The sequence below is a fragment of the Burkholderia sp. E168m15 genome, assembly GCF_016586105.1.
Classification (GTDB): domain Bacteria; phylum Pseudomonadota; class Gammaproteobacteria; order Burkholderiales; family Burkholderiaceae; genus Burkholderia; species Burkholderia orbicola.
Map to the genome: position 1 here is coordinate 97390 of NZ_BCPO01000172.1, position 15933 is coordinate 113322.

Here is a 15933-nt window from a genome sequence, read left to right on the forward strand (position 1 = left end):
GTGCGCGGGTATCAGTGGCTGAACAGCACCGACCAGCCGGCATGCGCGACGCCGAGCACGACGACGGGCGGCTTGTCGACAGCCTGCGCGGCCGCCGTCTGACGCCCGGCGTCGCCGTCGCTCGACGAAGGGGTCACCGCCGCTGCGTCGACCGCGGTGTGGCGCACACTGACGCGTTTCACGTCGGTCGCGAACGCGTGGACCGGCGCGGGCTGCTGCGCGACCGTTTCATGAAAGCGTGCGAAGGCGGCCGCCACGAGGCAAAGTGCGCCGCAAACAGCGAAGGTCTTGACCATGACTGGATCTCCGTCGGGATGTGCGTCAACTTCAGTGACTGAACAGGCCCGGCGCGCGAGCCGGCTTGCGGCGCGGGAACCAGCGTTCGAGCAGCGACGCGAGCGCGGGCAGCGCGGTCATCGCCATCACCAGGTTCACGATGAACATGAACGCGAGCAGCTTGCCCATGTCCGCCTGGAACTTGAGCGCCGAGAAGCTCCACGTCGCCACGCCGATCGCCAGCGTGATCGCGGTGAAGATCGTGGCCACGCCCACTTCGAGCATCGCGTACTGCACGGCCTTCACGATGTCCTGCCCGCCGGCGAGATGCACCTGCAGCCGGTTGTAGATGTAGAACGCGTAATCGACGCCGATGCCGACGGCCAGCACCATCACCGGCAACGTCGCGACGGTCAGCCCGATCTGCAGCTCCTTCATGAACCAGTAGCCGATGAAGGTCGCGACCGACAGCGGCACGCAACAGGCGAGCATCGCGCGCCAGTCGCGGTAGGCGAGGAACACGAGCACCAGGATCGCCGCATACACGTAGAGCATCATCGGCAGCTCGCTCTTCTCGACCTCGTCGTTGGTCGCGGCGAGCACGCCCGCGTTGCCGGCGGCCAGCCGCACCGTGATGCCGGGGAACGGATGCGACGCGCGGTACTGCTTCACGTCGTCGAGGATGCGGTTGATCGTCGTCGCCTTGTGGTCGGTCAGGAACAGGTGCACGGCCGTCATCCCGCAGTCGCGGCTCATGAAGCCCTTCAGGCGCGACACGTCGACCGACACCGCGCCGTAGTTCTCGGCGGCGATCGGCACGACGTTCATCTTCGGGAAATCCTCGTTGTAGCCCTGGTTGTACGCGCGCAGCATCGCCGAGTACGACTGCACCGACACGACGCCCGGCTCGGTCTTCATCGCGGCCGAGAAGTCGTCCTCGTACAGCCCGACCGCCGGGTTGTCGCATGCCTTGCCGGTCGATTCGATCGCCACCGTCAGCCAGTCGAGGCCCATGTCGTAGTTGCCGGCGATCGACGTCGCATCGCGATTGAAGCGCGCGTCCGCGCGCAGTTCCGGCGCGCCCGGCTGCAGCGTGCCGATCACGCGATCGCGGCTTTGCCATGCGGCGAGGGCGAAGATCGCCACCGTCAGCGCGACCGTGATGCCCGCGTACTTCGGCTCCGCCACGCGGGCGAGCACGCGCAGCGGCTTCGCACGCTGCTGCGCGCGCTTCAGCGAAGCGTCCGCATAGGTTTTCGTGAAGTTGAAGCACGATGCCGCGACGGGCAGCAGGATCAGGTTCGTCACGATCTTGTACGCGACGCCGAGCGACGCGGTGATCGCCAGCTCGCGCACCATCGGGATCGGGATCAGCAACAGCGTGATGAACGACACGAACGCGGTGATCAGCGCGAGCACGCCGGGGATCAGCAGGCCGCTGAAGCTGTGGCGCGCCGCATCGAACGAACTCTGCCCGTGCGCGATCTCGCGGACGATGAAGTTCACCTGCTGCACGCCGTGCGACACGCCGATCGCGAACACGAGGAACGGCACGAGCACCGCGAGCGGATCGAGGCCGAAGCCGAGCAGCTTCAGCGTGCCGAACTGCCACACGAGCGACGTGAGCGAACACGCGACCAGCAGCACCGTGAAGCGCACCGAATGGCAGTACCAGTACACCGCGAGCGTGGTCAGCAACAGCGCGACCGCGCAGAAGCCGAGCACGGCCGTCGCGCCGTCGGCGATGTCGCCAATCTGCTTCGCGAAGCCGATGATCTGGATCTCGTAGCCGGCATCCTCGAACGGCTTGCGGATCTTCTCCTCGAGCAGGTGATTGAACGCCACGTAGTCGAGCACCTTGCCGGCGCTGTCGCGCTCGTTCAGCTCGGCCGTGATCATCGCGCTGTCCTCGCCGTGCGACACGAGCGTGCCGACGTAGCCGCCGAGCGTGGTCGCGCGGCGAATGCCCTGCACGCGGTCCGGCGTCAGCTGGTCCGGCGTGATGGTGCCCGGAATGATCGGCTCCGCGCGAAACCCTTCGTCGGTCACTTCGTTGACGAACGCGTTCGGCGTCCACAACGAGCGCACGCCGATCCGGTCGACGTTCGGCAGGTACGTGACGGCCTGCGTGACGTCGTATAGCCGCGTCAGCCCCTGCTTCGACCAGATCGAGCCGTGCTTCGCGCGCACCACCACCGTGATCCGGTTCGCGCCGAGCAGGTCGTTGCGATACTGCTGGAACGTGCGGATGTACTCGTGCCCGATCGGCATCTGCTTGTCGAAGCCGGCATCCATGCGCAGTTGCACGGCGAACACGGCCATCGCGACGGTGAACAACGCGATCGCCGCGAGCACGATCGCGCGATGACCGAAGAAGAGCCTTTCCAGGCGACTGACCAGACGATTGAGCACGACGTTACCCCTTCATGTATTGCGGCGGCCTGCGCCACCTGCTACTTGCCGATCGCCGCCGTCAGAAATTCCGCGTGACGAACAAGCCGACGAAATTGCGGTCCGCATAGGGCTGGCCCACCGTGTTGTGGCCGCCCCAGAACGAAGTGAAGTTGATGCCGGCCTGCCAGTTCGGCGGGTTCTGGTTGAACAGCACGTAGACGTTCAGCGACTTCGCACCCTGCATGTAGTTCGCGGTGAAGGTCGGCGTGTAGCCGTACAGGCCGGTGCTGAACGTCACGCCCGGCGTGACCTGCCAGCCGGGAATCAGCGAGCCGTCGTAGGTCCAGTTGAAGTCGATCGTCGCGCCCACCGAGCTCGACGTGCCCTGGCCCATCCCGATCGGATAGCCGGCCGCCGAGCCGTTGTTCAGCCACGGCAGGTAGCCGGCCTGCGGCACCTGCGTGACGGTCTGCCCGCCAACCGTGCGCGTCACGCCGCTCGGGCTCAGCCCGGGGTAGTAGATCCACGTCAGTTCCCAGGTCAGCGCGGCCGAATCGGCGCCGAGCATCTTCAGGAACGGGTACTCGCTGCGCGTGAGCGCGAGCAGCCCGTTGATGTCGTACTGGAACTTCTTCTTGTCGACCCATTGCGGGCAGTCCACGCCGGCCACGCCGTTCGTGTTCAGGTCGAGCGGGCCGCCCGCGCCGTAGCAGCTCGACAGCGCGACCGCATCGCGCGGCCGGTACGACAGTTCGGTGCCGATCGCCCACGGGCCGACGCCGAAGTTCGCGCTGACGCCGAACAACTGGCGCCGGCCGAGATACGACCATTGCTCGGTGCCATTCGCGAGCGACGCGAGCACCGGCGACTTGTCGGTGTAGTTCAGGTAGTAGAACGCGAAGTTCGCGTCGAACGAGCGCGGCGAATAGTTGAACTTCACGCCGAACTGCGGCCGGTATTTCGCCGGCAGGTTCGTCGTGCTCGGCAGGCCGATGTCGTTGAACGGCGGGCCCGCGTAGGTGCCGTTCACGAGCCCGTTCTTGATCGCATTGAGCGTGTCCTGGTTGCCGGCCGCCCCTGAACCGCCGATCGCGTTCGCGATCGTGCCGGCGCTCGGGCCAATCACGTTCAGGTTATTCGTGTTGATCGTGAACGGCTCCGCGCCGCGGCCGAAACCGTTCGTCACCGACCAGTACGAGCCGACCGGCGGATAGCGGTTACCGTTCCACTGGAACTGGTAGTACGCCTCGGTGCTGAACCCGTGCGACAGGTCGGCCGCCAGGCTCACCATCGGCGCGGGCAGCAGCGCCTGCTTGAGCTGCGAGCCGGGAATCAGCAGCTTTTGCGTGTCGATGGAGTTCGTCGCGTTGATGCCGCTCTGCGCGAACATGCTCTCGCCCCAGTTGATCACCTGGTTGCCGAGCCGCACGTGCGCGTTGCGCCCGCCGATCGTGAAATCCTTCTGCGCCCACAGGTCGAGCAGCTGCGCGTTGTAGACGACCTGCGCGGCGGCCGTGCTCGACAACGGCGTGCGGTTCGTGTTCTTCGCCATGAAGTCGTACATGCCGGTGCCGCGCACCATGAACTTCAACCCTTCGCTCGGCATCTTCAGCAGCAGCTCGCTGGTCGCGCTGATGTAGGTGCTGAACGGCTGGCCCCTGCGGTAGTTCAGATCGCCGTTGTCCGCATAGCCCCACTGGTTGGTGTTCGCGGCCGCGCCGCAGCCGAAGGCGTTCGGGTCGCCGGTGAGCGAGCAACTCGGGTTTTTGGTGCGAATACCGGCGCCGGCCGTCAGGTTCGACACCCACGAGCCCTGCAGGGCCCCGCCGTTCAACGTGAAGTCATACGCGTACGCGCTCGACGTCGCGGCGCCCGCCATCGCCACCAATACGGTAGCATTCCTGAATAACCTTGCCGGTTCCATGATCCACCTCCGCCCCTGTCCGATGCCGGCGCACGATCGTTGCGCGCGCCGGTCCTTGTGTCCGTCAGCCGGTCGCCGTCAACGTTCGCTGACCGAGCGCAGCGATTCCGCGGTGTAGAAATCCTGCTTGAAGCGCGGATCGTCGGCCTGACCGAACCAGCGAATGTCCTTGCCCTGGCCAATCGACGACGCATCGAATACGTAGCGGCCGTTGATCATGTCGTACTGCGCGAGCGGTTCGTTGTCGCAGGTGCCGCCGAGTTCCCATACCGGAATCGGGTAGCTTTCCCGCACCTTCCACAGCTTGCCCTGCGCGTCGTAGTCCTCACCGACGAGCGCGAGCCAGCTGTCTTCGTCGAGATAGAACACCTTCTTCGACGCGACGTGTCGCGCGCTCGGCTTCAGCGTCGCCTCGACGACCCACACGCGATGCGTCTCGTAGCGACGGTTCGCCGCAGCGAGGCCGTCGGGCGTCGCGACGTCGTGCAGCTTGCTCTTGAACCGGTACATGCCGAACGCGTTGTACGGGACCAGCATTTCCTTCTTGCCGACCAGCTTCCAGTTGAACCGGTCGAGCGAGCCGTTGATCATGTTGGCCTCGTCGATCAGGTACTGGTTCTCGAAGCCGATCAACGGCGCGTCGTGCGTATAGGCCGGCATGCGTCGCACGCGGCGCTGGCCCGGGAAGTAGTAGTAGGTTTCCGAGTCCTTGTTGAAGTACTGCCGCTGGACGAAGGCCTGCCCGGCCAGCGCGGCCGGCGAGTTCATCTGGAAGTAGACGGCGGCGCTCAACTGGTCGACGTCCTGCGGCGAGGTCTTGCCGAGCTTGGCCGACGGGAAGTAGAACGTCTGCGGACCGACCGCGTCGATCCATTCGCTGCTGCCGGGGCGCGGCGAAATGCTCGTGGCGACCTGCGCCCATTCGACGCCTTCGCCGCGATAACGCATCTCGTAGTTCAGGATCGCTTCGATGCCGCTCTTCGGTTGCGGGAACGGCACGCCCGGCAACGCGGCCGCGGCGAGGTTCTCGCCGCTCGCATCCAGCTTCGCGGCCGTGAGGTTCGCCTTCGAGTTCTGCTCGGCGGCATCCGGCAACTGGCATTCGCGGTGGGACGGGTAGACGTCCATCCGGTAGCCCTTCTTCTGCTTGATCAGCGCGACCTGGCCGGGCGACAGCTTGTCCGCATACTTGTCGACGTTCGCCGCGTCGATCGAATAGAGCGGCTTCTCGTTGCGATGCTTCCAGAAATCGCCGCGCACCTTGCCCCACTCCCAGCCGGCGTCGGGCGACTGCTTGCCCGCATAAGTCGGCACCGCGCCGTCCTTGCTTGCCGAGCGGTCGGCGCCGGCCGGCGTCAGGTCGTCCGCCGCGACGGCGGTGCCGATCGCGACACATGCAGCGGCCGCGATCGCGGACGTGGTCCAGAAACGATGCTTCTTCATCATGGTTCTCCTTCCTGCTCCGCCTTCGCTCGCCCATTCCGGACGAAACGCGTTTGTTTCGATCGTCGCCGTCAATCGACGATGACGTCGCGCCCTGATCGTGGCCGGCCGGGGTTCCGGCGGGCCGCGTGCCATTCGACTGCTATCCCGTTTCTTTTTTCAGGACTGCGATTCATATGGAACGCGAATCCTGCGAAAAACCCTCGTGCCTTCCGTCAGCCCTTGCCGGAGCCGGCCACCGCCACCGCGCGAATCTCGACGCACAGCCCCGGCAGCGCCAGTTGCGTGACACCGACCGCCGTCCATGACGGGTAACGGTCGGGGAAATACACGTCCTTGACCGCCGCGAAGCCTTCGGTCTCGCGTTGCAGATCCGTGTGGAACGTCGTGAGCTCGACGACATCGGCGAGGCTCGCGCCGGCTTCCTCGAGGATCGCCTTCAGGCACTCGAACGCGATCCGTGCCTGTGCCTGCACGCCGTCGGCCGGCTGCATCTGCGCGTCGAGGCCGACCTGGCCCGACACCCAGATCGTGTCGCCGACGCGCGTCGCCGGCGAGAAGTGGTACGCGTCGTACCACGGCTGGAATGCAGCCGGCACGATCGATTGCCGCTTCGGAGTTGCTGTCATGACGAATTCTCCCGGTTCAGACGAGTTGACGGAAACACGGCGCGCGGAACGGATCGCCGGCCTTCAGCCCGGCGAGTTCCTCGACGAACAGCACGCCGGCCGGCGTGAATCCTGAGCGGCTTTCGTCGGGCAGCGGGCTGAACACCGCGTTGTCGCCGAAAAAGCGCAGCACGAGCGTATGGCGATCGGGGAAATCCGCATCGACCGCGCCGCCGCCGTGCAACACGCCCGGATGGAGCAGCAGCACGTCGCCCGGCTTCGTTTCCCACGACAGGATGTCGTACGCATCCGGCGCTGCGCGACGCTCGGCCTCGATGTTCGGCAGGCGCGGCCACACGTCGCCGCCATGCAACGGGTCGGTCGGATCCTCGGCGTTCTGGAACGTCGTGCCGTCATGCCGCACGCCGTGGTGCGAGCCGCGCACGATCTCCAGCGCATTGCGCTTCGGTACGTGTTCGAAGCTGATCCACGCGTTGCCGAAATGCATCCCCTGCCACGGCAGGTACGACGTGTCCTGGTGCCACGGCGAGCGTGCGCTCTTGCCGCCGGCCTTCATGAACAGCTCCTCGGCGAAGTACCACACGTGCTTCGAGCCCCACAGGTCGGCGAACAACTGCCCGAACGGCAGCGTGCCGACCAGCGCGTCGAGCCGCTCCTTCGCATACGGGTTCGCGTTGTCGTTGTGCGACTTGTATTCGGTGCCGTCGAGCAGCGTCGTCGCCATCGGGCCCGGATTCTCCATTCCCCAGTCGAACACCGCGCGGCATTGCGCGAGTTGTTCGTCGTTGAGCACCCCTTCGATGAGCACGGCTCCGTCCTCGAAGAACGCCTTTCGCTTCATTGCATCCATCGTCTATCTCCCGATTCGTTCAGCCACAACCGGCAGCTCGTCTTCACCGCCGGCACATCAGTAGAACATGATGACTATGTTAGGTCATCATGACAAAAATAATTAAAAGAAAAAGACGGGGTATTCCCTGTTTCGTCTGCATGATCGAACGTCTGTGGCCGCCCGCCGCCGGCCCGGTATGACAATCGGCTTTCGGCCTTCATACAGGCGCACGACAACGTGCGGCCGCCGCGTCTTCGCGCCTTCAACCGCGCACGCGGTCGAACACCGTGTGCGTGATGAAGCCGACCAGTACCGTGTCGGCCAGCGTGTCGTCGGTAGGGCGTGCTTCGGCCGCACCGTGCGAGTGCATGCCGTCGCACAGCGCGGTCAGGCCGAGCGCCAGCACCTGCGTGGGCAACGGCAGCGATACACCGACCCGCGCCGCATACGCGTCGATGCACGCGGCCGCGAGCGCGCGCCGGTCGTGCAGCAACGCGCCGAACCGCGCACGGAACTGCGGATCGCGCGCCGCCTGAAGCTGCGCGTCGAGCCACATCAGGCGCGATGCAGGCTGCGTCGTGCCCCTTCGCCAGTACGCAAGCATCGCGCGCTGCGCATCGTCGTCCGGGTCGTGCGCGCCGACGATCCGCTGCAATGCCGCCGCAGCCTCGTCCTGATCGCGCCCCAGCAACTCGAACAGCACGTCGGCCTTGCCGCGGAAGTTCGAGTAGAACGCGCCACGCGTGTGTCCGGCCGCCGCAGCAATGTCTTCCACGCTCGCGGCCGCATAGCCTTTCTCCGCGAAGATCACTCGCGCGGCGTCGATCAGGCGTTCACGCGTCGCATCGCGCCGCTCGGCGCGGGTCAGGCGAACCCGGTCCATCCGCGCGCTCCGCGTTCACCGCAGCCGGACCGGCAACCGGCGCGAGCCGCTTCCACTTCCTCAGTACAGCTACTCATTTCGGATACGACAAGACGCTCGCGTTCGCACTGCTGCGCCCGGTGTCTCGCTCCAGTGCGCAATATGCGTAATAGAGCGCGACGGTGAGGTACGACCAGGTCAGCAGCGCCAGTACATAGAAATTGAACACGACGTTGGTTTCCTCGCCCGGGATCTTGTAGAAATCGTAGATGCACGCGATCGCCTGCGAGGCGACGAGCGCGAGCGTCGTCGTCAGCGCATGGAGCGCGTGGCCGGCACGCACGAGCCGCCACACGAAACCGGCAAGATAGATCGACATCAACGTCCACATCGCCACGTAGAAGTACGGCAGCGCGTGCTGCAACACGCCGGCCACGAGCGCGACCGTCCCGAGCGTCGCGAGCACGAACAGCGTCACGTCCTGTCGCATCGACGGCCGGTAGCCGTGCGTGACGGCCATCAGGCCGGCGACCGCGATCACCGGCATCCCGAACCCACGCGAGAACGCGTCGAGAAAGTGCGAAATGAAGTACGACACCGGCGATTCAGTCGCGAAGAAGATCACGGCATTGGACGCGGAGATCGTCACGATCCACCACTCGATGCCGATCAGGAAGTTGCGCTTGCGCACGAACTTGAAGCCATAGACGCCGGTCGTCATCGCAAGCGTCGCGCTGGAAAGACAAAGGACAAGTGATCTGTGATCCATGATTCGAACTCCCGAGGTCGGTTGCTTCCGTTGATTCACTGCCTCGCGGGGCTGAGGCTTGCCAGATAGGCTGCGACCGCCGCGCGGTCATCCGCCGACATCGCCTGCGCGACGCGCTGCATCGTGCCGGTCGCCTCGCTGCGCGAACCCGTCGCGAATGCATCGAGCTGCGCGAGCAGATAATCGTAGCCCTGCCCGGCCAGACGCGGGAATTGCGCCTGCCCGGTCAGCCGTGCGCCGTGGCAGGCCGCGCATGCCCCGCCCGTCACCAGCTGCTCGCCCTTCGTGCGCAGTCGTGCATCCGGCTTGAAATAGCGGTTGTCCAGCGGCGCCTGCTTCGCGTAATAACCGGCCAGGCGGGTGATCTCGGCTTCGCTCATCGTCATCGCGAGCGGGTCCATCGTCGGGTTCGTGCGCTGGCCGCCCGCAAATGCGCGAAGCTGCGCGGCCACGTATTGCGCAGGCTGGCCGGCGAGACTCGGATACGCCTGGCTGAGCGACGTGCCCTTCACGCCGTGGCAGCCCATGCACGCGTCGGTCACGCGCGGCCACGGGCCGCCGTCGGCGTCATCGGCTTGCGCGGCCGTATCGATATGGTGCTGCAGGCGATAGAAGCCGAGCAGCGTCGGGCCGTAGAGCGCCAGCGCCGCGCCGATCACCACGAGCGCCGCGACCAGCAGCATGCGTTTCTTCATCTTCGCTCTCCTAAGCACGACGCAGCGCATTGAGCGCCTGAAGCGCGCTTTGGTGACCGGAACGCACGGCGCCGTCCATGTAGCCGGCCCAGATGTTCGCGGTCTCGGTGCCCGACCAGATCAGGTTGCCGCACGGCGCGCGCAGCGCGTCGCCGTGCGCGCTCCAGAAGCCGGGCGGAATCGCCGACACGCACGTGAGCGTCCACGGGTCGGCGAGCCCCCAGTCGCGATCGTGATACGACACCGGCGCGCGCGCTTCGTCGCCCCACGCCTGCGCATAGAGATCCATGTGCATCTGCTTCGCGGCCTGCGGGTCCGACGGCACCAGCGCATTCCGGACGAACGCGTTGATCACGCCGATCTCGCCGCCCGGCGGCGAATTGTCGTAAGCCCAGAACACCGGCCCGTCGGTCTGGAAGATGTGACCGTTCAAGCCCTTGTCGCGCCAGAACGGGCGACGGTAGACCATCGCCGTCTTGCGCGCCGGCGAATGGGCCGGCCACGCGCGTTGCAACGCGATGCGCTTGTCAGGCAGCGGCGGGTCGAACTGCACCTGGTGGCAGAGCGCCGGATGCAGCGCCATCACGACCTTTTTCGCGCGCACCGTGCCGCGATCGGTCTGCAACGTGACGACGTCGCGATCCCAGCCGACGATCCGCCGCACCGGCGACGACAGCCGCACCTTGTCGCCCAGCTGCTGCGCCATCCGGATGCTGAGGAGCTGCGAGCCGCCGACGAAGCGGGTTTCCTGCGCGCTGTGCTTGATCGAGTCGAGCTGCGCGTAGTCGCAATCGGCGGAGTTGATCATCGACAGGAAGTGCAGCAGCCCCATCTTCGCCGGCGCGACGCCGCCCGACAGCGAGATCGACGCGTTCCAGCCCATCCGGTCTTCCGCCTTGATGCCCTGCGTCGCGAGCCAGTCGCCGACCGACAGCCGGTCGAGTTCGCCGGCCTTCGGCGACGTCCACGGCGCACCGGACGGCACGTCGCGCGACAATCGGCTCAGCTTCGCCGCGACGGCCTCGTCGGTGCCGAACGTGCCCTCCAGGTCGATCTCGGCGCGCCCGTCGCCGCCGAGAATCACCGTCTTGCCCGCGTAGTAGCTCGGGAACGTGCCGACCTCCAGCTCGCGGGCGAGATCGGCGACCGCCGTCTGGCCCGGGCCGATCCACTGGCCGCCGACTTCGGTCACGTGGCCGCCGCCCACGTCGTAGTTCAGCGTGCGGCCGCCCACGCGGTCGCGCGCCTCGAGCACGACGAAGGATTCGCAGCCCGCGTAGCGCAGGTCGCGCGCGGCCGTCAGGCCGGCCAGCCCGGCGCCGACGATCGCGACGTCGAGCACGTCGCCTTCATGGCCGGCGGCCGGCGCCGCATCGGCCTTCGCCCGTGCGGCTCCGAGGGCAAGACCGCCCGCCGCGACCGACGCGCCCGCGACCTTGAGCCACTGCCTGCGCTCCGGGTCGGCCGCCCCGCTGATGGATGACTTCCTGGACATGATCTGTGAATGACGCCTGCAATGGGCGCGAACGGCGGCCGCCCTTGCGGCGTGCTGCCTTCGCTCGCGCGGAATCTGACGACGGGATGCGATCCCGATCCGCTTCACCTGCCGCCGGCGCGCCTGCCCCGCACGAGGCACGCGAATCCGGTTCGCATTCCGGTCTGTACACGCGCCGTACCACCCTGTACCGATAAGGATTTTCCGGCGCCCCGAATTAGTACATGTTGCAAAAGATAGGTCATGATACATAAAACAGGATCGAAAAAAAAAGACAGGGTATTCCCCGGTCGGGCGGGGCGTTGCAGCGCGCCCGACAGGTCGGGGAAAGACCGCGCACGCGATGGCGACCGGTGCGGCCCGCGCGTCTGCGTTCGGTTGCGCGGGCCGTACGGTAGTATGGCGATTCGATGGAACCCCGCTGAATCCGAACGAGTGGCCATGCCCGAATTTTCTTCATCTCCCGGCGCCGGCCAAGGCGCGCAAGCGCTCGTCCTCATCGCCGAGGACGAACCCGAGATCGCCGAGATCCTGACCGCCTATTTCGCGCGCAACGGCCTGCGCACCGTGCACGCCGCCGACGGCCGCCGCGCGCTCGAACTCCACCTGTCGCTGAAGCCCGACCTCGTGCTGCTCGACGTGCAGATGCCGCACGTCGACGGCTGGAAGGTGCTCGCCGAGATTCGCCATCGCGGCGACACGCCGGTCATCATGCTGACCGCGCTCGACCAGGACATCGACAAGCTGACCGGGCTGCGGATCGGCGCCGACGACTACGTGGTCAAGCCGTTCAACCCCGCCGAAGTCGTCGCGCGGGCGCAGGCCGTGCTGCGCCGGTCGATGGCCGGCTCGCGCCAGGAAGAGCAGCGCGTGCTGCGCGCCGCACCGTTCGAGATCGATCTCGAGCACCACGAAGCGACGGTCGAAGTCGACGGCGCGCGCCACACGCTCGTGCTCACGCTCACCGAATTCAAGCTGCTCGCGCAGCTCGCGCGTGCACCGCGCCGCGTGTTCAGCCGCGCCGAGCTGATGGCGACCTGCCTGCCGGAAGGCGACGCGCTGGAACGCACGGTCGACAGCCACGTCAGCAAGCTGCGCAAGAAACTCGACGATCTCGGCGTTGCGGGCGTGCCGGCCAGCGTGCGCGGCGTCGGCTACAAACTGTGGAGCGGCGAGTGAGACTCGATGGCCTGAGCCGCCAGATCGCGCTGACGATGGGCGCGATCGCCTTCGGCATCACGGTGCTGATCGTCGTGACGGCCTATGCGTTCTACTACCTGCTGTACCAGTACTCGCCGCAATCTTTCCAGGCGGTGAGCTGGCTTCCGAGCGGGCCGGAGTGGGTGTGGATCATCTCGACCACGCTGGTCGGCCTGTTGATCGCGGTCATCGTTGCGATCAACCTGTCGCGCCGCATCCTCGTGCCGCTGAATTCGGTCACGGACAGCATCCGCCGCGTCGCGCGGGGCGATCTCGGGGCGCGCGCGGTCGCCGGCGATCGTTCGTTGAAGGAAGCGGCGCTGCTCGCCGACAACTTCAACGCGCTCGCAAGCGAACTGCAGCGCGTGACCGACGAGCAAACCTTCTGGAACGCGGCGATCGCGCACGAGCTGCGCACGCCCGTGACCGTGCTGCGCGGGCGCTTGCAGGGGCTCGCCGAAGGTGTGTTCACGCCGAGCGATGCGCTGTACCGCAGCCTGCTCGTGCAGGTCGAAGGGCTGACGCGGCTGATCGAGGATCTGCGCGTGGTCAGCCTCGCCGACAGCGGCCATCTGAGCATCGAGATCCGCGACACCGACCTGGCCGCCGAGGTGCGCGCCGTGGTCGACGTGTTCGCGCACGCGCTGCAGGCCGCCGGCCAGCATCCGGTGCTCGATCTCGACCCGCGGCGCATGTGCTGCGACCCGGTGCGCATCCGCCAGGCGTTGCTCGCGTTGCTGGAAAACGCACGCCGCCACGCGGTGCCGGGCGCGATCCGGATCCAGACCCGCATCGAAGACGGCATGTGCCGGCTGCGCGTCGAGGACGACGGCCCCGGTATCCCGGCCGAGTTCGCGCCGCACGTGTTCCAGGCGTTCCGGCGCGTCGACGAGTCGCAACCCGGCGGCACGGGCCTCGGGCTCGCCGTCGTCGCGGCGATCGCGCATGCGCATCGCGGCGCAGCGCTGTGCGTGCCGACCGGCGCCGGCGGCACGCGGTTCGAGGTGCAGTGGCCCGACGATCTCGTGCCGGCGCCCGAAAGCGAGCGGTTCCCGGCGTAACCTGGCGCCGTTACTCCGTTACGCCGCTACACCCTCACGCGCGCGATTCGCGCCCGACCTGGTCGAGCGGCGGGCTGAACCCGAGCACCGTGTATTCCATCGCCGATACCGTCCCGGTCCCGGCCGCGCCCTGCACGACCACCGTGCGCACCGCGCCGGCGCGGTCGAATTTCAGCCGCGTGCCGACGGTCGCGTTACGCAACGCCTCCAGCTCCTCGATCCGCGCGATCGCCAGCTTGCGTACCGCGCCGGACACGTACACGGGCAGGAACGCCAGCGCGATGAAGATCGACACCGCGTCCTTCGACACGCTGTCCAGCACCGGCCGACCCGACATCACGAGCGACAGCGACGTCGCCGCGACGAAGATCGCGAGCACGGTCGCACCGACACCGAGCGACGCGAGCCGCTCGGCCGCCTTTTTCATGCGGGCCTTCACGAGCGCGCGGGCGGTTTCGGACGTCATCAGCCATTCGCGCTGCGCACCGTAAAACCCGGCGATACCGAGGAACAGCGTCGCGGCCGCGCTGACCGCGATGCTGGTGTACAGCGCGCCGGCCATCACGCAGACGAATTCGAGCACGAACACGATCGCGAGCGGGCACAGCAGCAGACGGAACGAATAGCCGTCGCGGCCGTGTCCGCGGACCCACCATTTCACCGGCGCGAGCTGCCAGAAGCGGCTCTCCGGGCGGAGCGAAAGTTCGTCGTCAGTCAATGCTTCACCTGTGGGTCCGTTGCATCCATGCGCCCGGTGCGGCTGAAAGCGGAATGAACACCTGGGGTTATCGATTGATCCCAAAGATTCATTGGACAGTGTCTTCGCCGCCGCGCGATGCTGGGCCCGCCCGTGAACGCAGCGTCGTCGCAACGCCGCGCACGAACATGGAGTGAGACAGATGCCCAACGACCATCGTCAACGGCGCCACACATTGTGGCTGCTGTGCGCGCTTTCGTTCATCCTCTACGTCGATCGCGTCAATCTCGCGACCGCCGCCGGCGCGATCAAGGCCGAACTCGGGCTATCGAATACCGAGCTCGGCGTCGCATTCTCCGCGTTCGCGTATTCGTATGCAATCTGCCAGATCGGCGGCGGCTGGATCGCCGACCGGTTCGGCGCGCGCATCACGTTGATCGGCTGCGGGCTGATCTGGGTCGTCGCCACGTTCACGACCGGGCTCGTGCACAGTCTCGGGCTGCTGTTCGCCGCGCGGCTGCTGCTCGGCATCGGCGAAGGCGCGACGCTGCCGGCCCAGGCCCGAGCGGTCACGCACTGGTTCCCGCGCGAGCGGCGCGGCGTCGTGCAGGGCTTCACCCATTCGTTCTCCCGGCTCGGCAACGCGGTCACGCCGCCGATCGTCGCCGCGCTGATGACGTGGCTGTCGTGGCGCGCGGCGTTCTTCGTGATCGGCGCGGTCACGCTGGTGTGGCTCGCGTGGTGGATCGTCGGCTTCCGCGAGCATCCGGCGGGCGACGACGACGGCCGCACGCGCACCGCGCGCCCTGCCGCACCGTCCGGCCCGACGCCGTGGGGGCCGCTGTTCCGACGCATGGCGCCGACCATCTTCGTCTACTTCTGCTACGGCTGGACCGCGTGGCTGTTCTTCACGTGGTTGCCGACCTTCTTCCTGAACGGCCAGGGCCTGAACGTGAAATCGACCGCGTTGTTCGCGTCCGGTGTGTTCTTCGCGGGCGTGGTCGGCGATACGCTCGGCGGCTGGCTCTGCGACCGGATCTACCGAAAGACCGGCAACCTCGCGCTGTCGCGCCAGAGCGTGATCGTCACGAGCTTCGTCGGCGCGCTCGTCTGCTTGCTGCCGCTCGCGTTCGTGCACTCGACGGCCGGCGTCGCGCTGTGCCTGTCGGGATCGTTCCTGTCCCTCGAACTGACGATCGGGCCGATCTGGGCCGTGCCGAGCGACATCGCGCCGACCCATGCCGGCATCGCGAGTGGGATGATGAACGCCGGTTCCGCGATCTCGGGAATCCTGTCGCCGATCCTGTTCGGCTATCTCGTCGATCGCACCGGCAGCTGGACGGTGCCGTTCGTCGGCTCGGTCGCGATGCTGCTGATCGGCATCGTCGCCGCGCTGCGGATTCGCCCGGACCGCGCGCTGTCCGAATCGATGCCGGCGCTCGTCGACGCGCCTGCTGCGCCGTCGGTGCGCTGAAGCGGTTCACTTCGGGTTCGCCTGCCTCAGCCGCCTCGCCGGCGTCGCCATCTCGCTTCACCGCGTTCCGCTGTGGTGGTGGCTTGGCTTGCCAGGGTTGCTCGGCTGGTTCGGTTGGTGCGGTTGGTGCGGCTTGATCGGTCTAATCGGTCTAATCGGCTGGCGCGGCTGGCGCGGCTGGC

Annotated in this window: 14 protein-coding genes; 3 read left to right on the forward strand and 11 right to left on the reverse strand. The window is 67.0% G+C overall.

The features are described from left to right. Positions 1–11: 11 nt before the first annotated feature. The 10 genes from JMF86_RS26865 to JMF86_RS26910 all read right to left on the reverse strand — a co-directional run bounded on the left by JMF86_RS26865 (position 12) and on the right by JMF86_RS26910 (position 11319). Entirely contained in the window at positions 12–296 is a 285-nt protein-coding gene (locus JMF86_RS26865) for a hypothetical protein (protein ID WP_011694909.1), read from the reverse strand. Positions 297–327: 31 nt separating this feature from the next. Beyond that, positions 328–2688: an RND family transporter gene (locus JMF86_RS26870; RefSeq protein WP_011548644.1), complete on the reverse strand. Its 2361-nt coding sequence runs from the start codon at positions 2686–2688 to the stop codon at positions 328–330. Between the two features lie 61 nt (positions 2689–2749). After that, positions 2750–4594, reverse strand: a complete 1845-nt coding sequence (locus JMF86_RS26875; protein WP_011548645.1) for a DUF1302 domain-containing protein — start codon at positions 4592–4594, stop codon at positions 2750–2752. 78 nt (positions 4595–4672) lie between these two features. Next, positions 4673–6040, reverse strand: a complete 1368-nt coding sequence (locus JMF86_RS26880) for a DUF1329 domain-containing protein (RefSeq protein WP_027813903.1) — start codon at positions 6038–6040, stop codon at positions 4673–4675. 212 nt (positions 6041–6252) lie between these two features. Continuing rightward, on the reverse strand, positions 6253–6666 hold the full coding sequence (locus JMF86_RS26885; RefSeq protein WP_006480052.1) for a RidA family protein: 414 nt from the start codon (positions 6664–6666) through the stop codon (positions 6253–6255). 16 nt (positions 6667–6682) lie between these two features. After that, positions 6683–7516, reverse strand: a complete 834-nt coding sequence (locus tag JMF86_RS26890) for a phytanoyl-CoA dioxygenase family protein (protein WP_011548647.1) — start codon at positions 7514–7516, stop codon at positions 6683–6685. 244 nt (positions 7517–7760) lie between these two features. Continuing rightward, on the reverse strand, positions 7761–8381 hold the full coding sequence (locus JMF86_RS26895) for a TetR/AcrR family transcriptional regulator (protein ID WP_011548648.1): 621 nt from the start codon (positions 8379–8381) through the stop codon (positions 7761–7763). Positions 8382–8454: 73 nt separating this feature from the next. After that, complete coding sequence (locus JMF86_RS26900) at positions 8455–9129, reverse strand: hypothetical protein (protein WP_011548649.1); 675 nt, start codon at positions 9127–9129, stop codon at positions 8455–8457. Positions 9130–9164: 35 nt separating this feature from the next. Then, positions 9165–9824, reverse strand: coding sequence for a c-type cytochrome (locus tag JMF86_RS26905; protein WP_011548650.1), 660 nt, complete (start codon positions 9822–9824; stop codon positions 9165–9167). A gap of 10 nt (positions 9825–9834) precedes the next feature. After that, positions 9835–11319 (reverse strand): FAD-dependent oxidoreductase, encoded by a 1485-nt coding sequence (locus JMF86_RS26910; protein WP_011694920.1) that lies wholly within the window; start codon positions 11317–11319, stop codon positions 9835–9837. A gap of 441 nt (positions 11320–11760) precedes the next feature. On the opposite strand from JMF86_RS26910, the gene JMF86_RS26915 reads away from it, so the two are divergent. Continuing rightward, complete coding sequence (locus tag JMF86_RS26915; protein WP_011694919.1) at positions 11761–12498, forward strand: response regulator; 738 nt, start codon at positions 11761–11763, stop codon at positions 12496–12498. After that, on the forward strand, positions 12495–13580 hold the full coding sequence (locus JMF86_RS26920) for an ATP-binding protein (protein WP_011548653.1): 1086 nt from the start codon (positions 12495–12497) through the stop codon (positions 13578–13580). The genes JMF86_RS26915 and JMF86_RS26920 overlap by 4 nt, the downstream gene beginning before the upstream one ends. Before the next feature lie 34 nt (positions 13581–13614). Here the strand turns inward: JMF86_RS26920 and JMF86_RS26925 are convergent, their stop codons facing one another. Continuing rightward, positions 13615–14298, reverse strand: a complete 684-nt coding sequence (locus JMF86_RS26925; protein WP_011548654.1) for a hypothetical protein — start codon at positions 14296–14298, stop codon at positions 13615–13617. A 181-nt stretch (positions 14299–14479) separates the two neighbouring features. On the opposite strand from JMF86_RS26925, the gene JMF86_RS26930 reads away from it, so the two are divergent. Further along, the gene (locus JMF86_RS26930; protein WP_011548655.1) at positions 14480–15751 is read left to right on the forward strand and encodes an MFS transporter; all 1272 of its coding nucleotides are present in this window, start codon (positions 14480–14482) and stop codon (positions 15749–15751) included. Positions 15752–15933: the final 182 nt, after the last annotated feature.